General features: G+C 59.8%; 4 protein-coding genes and 2 pseudogenes. 3 read left to right on the top strand and 3 right to left on the bottom strand.

Translation table 11 applies throughout. The features are described from left to right. A pseudogene (locus ACRXB1_RS30685) lies at positions 1-127 on the bottom strand (alanine--tRNA ligase-related protein); the annotation flags it as partial. A 29-nt stretch (positions 128-156) separates the two neighbouring features. Continuing rightward, positions 157-1,449 carry an NAD(P)/FAD-dependent oxidoreductase gene (locus tag ACRXB1_RS30680; protein WP_449494182.1) on the bottom strand — a complete coding sequence of 431 codons (1,293 nt, stop codon included), beginning with the start codon at positions 1,447-1,449 and terminating at the stop codon, positions 157-159. 286 nt (positions 1,450-1,735) lie between these two features. On the opposite strand from ACRXB1_RS30680, the gene ACRXB1_RS30675 reads away from it, so the two are divergent. The 3 genes from ACRXB1_RS30675 to rfaE2 all read left to right on the top strand — a co-directional run bounded on the left by ACRXB1_RS30675 (position 1,736) and on the right by rfaE2 (position 4,689). Beyond that, entirely contained in the window at positions 1,736-2,734 is a 999-nt protein-coding gene (locus ACRXB1_RS30675) for a MerR family transcriptional regulator (RefSeq protein ID WP_061998300.1), read from the top strand. Positions 2,735-3,196: 462 nt separating this feature from the next. Further along, on the top strand, positions 3,197-4,069 hold the full coding sequence (locus ACRXB1_RS30670; protein WP_061998301.1) for a ferritin family protein: 873 nt from the start codon (positions 3,197-3,199) through the stop codon (positions 4,067-4,069). Between the two features lie 137 nt (positions 4,070-4,206). Then, a complete protein-coding gene (gene rfaE2 / locus ACRXB1_RS30665; protein ID WP_174362691.1) occupies positions 4,207-4,689 on the top strand; it encodes a D-glycero-beta-D-manno-heptose 1-phosphate adenylyltransferase in 483 nt (160 codons plus the stop codon). Between the two features lie 27 nt (positions 4,690-4,716). Here the strand turns inward: rfaE2 and ACRXB1_RS30660 are convergent. After that, a pseudogene (locus tag ACRXB1_RS30660) lies at positions 4,717-4,831 on the bottom strand (D-glycero-beta-D-manno-heptose 1-phosphate adenylyltransferase); the annotation flags it as partial.

Below are 4,831 nucleotides of genomic sequence, written 5' to 3'. Positions count from 1 at the left end.
CGATACGGATGATCCGCTCCTTCGGCACGCCGATTTCGTTTTCCCAGATGGCGAACGCTTCGTCGTCTTCCTGGTAGACCGTGACGGTGAGCTTTTCCGGCGGCAAGCCGTAGACTTTCGTCAGCAGCAGGTCAGGTGAATTGAAAACGGGCGCTTTCATGCTGCAAGCGCCGGTTCATCGCGATTCAACGCGATGGCTGTCAATCTGGCCGCCGCATCCAACCCGGATTTCAGGCCGTCCTCGTGGAAGCCGTAACCCGTCCATGCGCCGGCGAGCCAGGTGTTGCGCGCGCCTTGTATGGATGGCAGGACGCGTTGGGCCTGGACCGCCGCTTGATCGAACACGGGATGGCTGTACGCGAACTCGCGCAGCACGGTTTCGGGACGCGGCTCACGAACCGGATTCAGCGAAACGATCACCGGAGTTTTGAACGGCAACGGCTGCAGCTTGTTGATGAGGTAATGCACGCACAACTGCGGTTCGGCGCCGAGTTCGCCGGTACGGCTTTCGTAGTTCCACGCCGACCACGCGCGCTCGGCCGGCAACAGCGATGCATCCGTATGCAACACCGCGCGATTCGGCGCATAGCCGATTGCGCCGAGGGTCACGGTTTCATCGTTCGATGGGTCGGCTAATAGCGCGAGCGCCTGATCGCTGTGGCATGCGAGCACGACGTGATCGAAGTGTTCGATGCCCCGCGCGCTTTCGACTTCCACGCCAAACGCCCCGCGTTTCACCGACGTCACTGGCAGCCCGGCATGGGCATCGCCGATGGCGGGCAACATCCGCCGCACGTATTCCCGTGCGCCGCCGTTGACCGTGTGCCATTGCGGCCGGTCGTTGACTTGCAGCAGGCCGTGGTTATGACAGAAGCGGATCAGCGTGCCGATCGGAAACGCCATCATCTGCGTGGTCGAGCATGACCAGATCGCGCCGATCATCGGCAGCAGATACCAGTCGCGAAACGCAACCGAATACTTCTCACGTTCGATAAAGCGGCTTACCGGCTCGGCGAGTTCAACGTCCTTGCCGGCGAGCGCCATGGCGGTCGTCGTGCGGTTGAAGCGCAGGATATCGGCGAGCATGCGCAGGAATGCGGGGCGCAGCAGGTTGCGGCGCTGCGTAAAGACTGTGTTCAGGTCGCTGCCGGCCCATTCCAGATGTTTATCCGTTACCGCGACGGAGAACGACATGTCGGTTGCGGTCGTCGGGACGTCGAGTTCCTGGAACAGCTTCACGAGATTCGGATAGGTGCGGTGGTTGAACACCAGGAAGCCCGTGTCCACCCCATGCGTCACGCCGTCCAGCGTTACGTCCACCGTGTTGGTATGGCCGCCGAAATACCCGTTGGCTTCAAACAGGGTGACGTCGATACCCGCCTGGGACTTTGCCAGCCGGTATGCGCACGACAACCCCGAAATCCCCGCTCCGATTACCGCAACCTTCATGACGTTGCTCCGTGTGTCTTTGTCTTGTTGTCTGTTTCCGGCATCTTTTTGCGCCGTGAAACGTCCCGCGTCGCTCCTCGACGGTCAAGGTGATTTACGCAATATCCACTGCGCTGGATGCAAGGCCAGGCAATTAATGTCCATGCCCTGGCAACGGTTTGTCCACTACAAAATACAAAACTCGTCTATGATCAATCATGTTGCCAATCGTTGAGAATGTCCATATATATTAGGTCTAAGGCGATTTCACTGCAGTCGTCACAATTTTTAGGTCGCAATTTTGTCCATGACAAATACATCGGAAAGTAATCTGCCCCTCAAAAATGGCAGCCTCAACGCCGGCGATGGTGAAGCCATGGCGACGCAGTTGGACGGCGTTGGCGTAGGTATCGGCATTGGTGCGATCGCGCACGAGATCGGACTGACCAAGGACACCTTGCGTGTCTGGGAGCGGCGTTATGGATTTCCGCAACCACTGCGCTCAACGGGCGGCGAGCGGTTGTATCCGCAGGAGCAGGTGACCAAGCTGAGGCTCGTCAAGCGTTTGCTCGATGCGGGTCATCGGCCGAGCAAGGTATTGCCCCAATCCATCGCGCTGTTGCAGCAACTCGCCGAAGATTCGGGCGTGGGGCAGGACGCGCCGGATGTGGAACTGGACAAGATGGTGGAGCTGCTGCGCTCCGGCCGATACGACGACTTTCGTTTCGAGCTGCTCAAGCGCGCCACGCGGGAGGGCCTTGCGCATTTCGTGCTGGACGTGGCGGCGCCGCTGTCGGCGCGCATCGGCAACGCATGGGCCGCCGGGACGTTGCAGGTCTATCATGAGCACCTTTTCAGCGAAGCAATGCAGGTCACGCTGCGCTCGCTCATGCGTCCATTGTCCGAAGCGTTGCGTGGCCGCGGCGCGCATCCGCGCGTGTTGCTCACAACGCTGCCCGGCGAGGGTCATGGCCTGGGCATCCTGATGGCCGAGGCCATGTTTGCGCTCGCCGGGTGCGAATGCATTGCGCTGGGCGTACAAACACCGCCGCAAGACATCATCGATGCAATCCCCGCGCACGAGGTCGATGTCCTCGCGTTGTCCTTCTCGGCGTCCGTCCCGGTGCAGTCCGTGGTGAACGGACTTACGGATCTGCGCCAGGCGCTGCCGGCGAAAGTCGCAATCTGGGTTGGCGGGAGCAGTCCTGCGTTGCGACGCAAGTTGCCAGACGGCATTCTCACTGTGAACGGGCTTGCGCCGATTGAAGAGGCCGTCGCCGAGTGGCGTCAGAACGCCATGCTATGATCGGCGCGGCTGTTTGCCGTGTTTCGGTAGTCGCATCAAAGGACTGCTGGCGGTGTATGCGGGTTCACACCGACGCATCAGAGGGAACGGTATGCGTCTTGCGCCTGTCATAACCGGAAGGCATGCTCAGGCGGCTGTGCTGGATGCATCTGGACCGCTTTTAAGAGCATCCTAAATAGTTTCACTCGAGCTCCATACAGCTCGCGCTTCGTACTTACCTCAGGCACAGGGTTCGCTCCTCACCCACGGTAGACATTGCTTACCGCCCAATGCGGCGGAACGGCAACGGGCAAATCGTCGCAGATGGACGCGACAGGCGCTTCTTTACCGCTTTTGCATCTGGGCGCCTGATTCCCGCGTAAAATTGAAAGCTTCGCTGCTGGCGGCGCGGATGACCGCGCGGGCTGGCTACAGTTACAACAGACAGAATCGTCGCACTATGTTGCAATCCAGGGGTGGACTATGAACACGATGCTTTATCCAGAACTGTACAAATCGCTTGAATCGGTTCGTTGGGACATGGAGAAAGACATTCCCTGGGACAAGTTCGACTCGGCGCTCTTGACCGACGAACAAGCCAAGACCATCAAGATGAACGCGATCACCGAATGGTCCGCGTTGCCCGCCACGGAAATGTTCCTGCGCGACAACCACAACGACAGCGACTTCTCTGCGTTCATCAGTGTGTGGTTCTTTGAAGAGCAGAAGCATTCGCTCGTTCTCATGGAATATCTGCGCCGCTTCAAGCCGGAGATGGTGCCCACCGAAGCCGAGCTCGACGCAGTGCGCTTCGAATTCGACCCGGCGCCGCCGCTCGAAACGCTGATGCTGCATTTCTGCGGCGAAATCCGCCTGAACCACTGGTACAGGCGTGCGGCCGAATGGCATACCGAGCCGGTCATCAAGCACATCTACGAAACCATTTCCCGCGACGAAGCCCGGCACGGCGGCGCGTATCTGCGCTACATGAAAAAAGCGATGGTGCAGACCGGCGATATCGCGCGTGCGGCTTTTGCAAAGATCGGTGTGCTGATGGCCTCGGCGCGACGCACGGAAAAACCGCTGCATCCGACCAACCTCCATGTGAATCAGGCGCTCTTTCCGCGCGACACCATCCAGTCTCGCCTGCCTGATCCGGAATGGCTCGAACGCTGGCTCGACGACCAGATTCGCTTTGACGATAGCTGGGAGAAGAAGGTCGTCGAACGGATCTTGCATAACTTATCCATCCTGTTCGAGCGTTCGTTCCTGACGGCTCAGGAGCTGAACCGGTATCGCAAGGAAGTGGTGTTGCGGTTGCAGGCGGCCAAGGGCGCGTCGGAACAGCCTGCCTGAGCTTGACTGCTGGTTTGTTCAGTTCTGGAAACAAGGAAACAGCCCGCCGGTCCATGCCCGCGGGCTGTTTTCTTTTTCGAAGCGCCGTCGCGTGCGTGGCACACTACGCACCTTCCTGATTTCTCCTTGTTCCTGCCATGGCCGCTCCTTTCGAACGCAAGATCATGACGCGCGTTGCGCTTGCCGCGTTGCGCCCGCAACTGAGCGCGCCCGTAGTCTTCACGAATGGCGTTTTCGATATCCTGCATCGCGGACATGTGACCTATCTCGCCGATGCCAAAGCGCTGGGCGCAACGTTGATCGTGGGTGTGAACAGCGATGCATCGGTGCGTTTGCTCGGCAAGGGCGATGACCGGCCGATCAATCGTGAGGACGACCGCATGGCGCTCCTGGCTGCGCTGGAAAGCGTCGACTGGGTGGTGAAGTTCGAGGAGTTCACGCCGCTGGAACTGATCGGCGAACTGCATCCGGATGTGCTCGTGAAGGGCGGCGATTACGACATGGACAAGCTTGCCGAATCCGCTCTGGTGCGCAGTTGGGGCGGCAAGGCGCTCGCCATTCCGTTCGAACATGATCGCTCGACAACCGCGCTGCTCAAGAGGGTACGCACGCAGGGGTAGGTGTCTGGTTGCCTGGCAGCGGCCGAGTTAGCGGCTTATTGCGAAAGCGGCGCGGCCTGAACTGCGCACCAGAGCGGATTCGGCAAGCTTGTCCATGTCGTAATCGCCGCCCTTCACGAGCACATCCGGATGCAGTTCGCCA

The sequence above is a fragment of the Caballeronia sp. M23-90 genome (assembly GCF_053574605.1).
The sequence above is the reverse complement of the archived record's forward strand: the minus strand, read 5'-3'. Positions and strand labels throughout refer to the sequence as shown.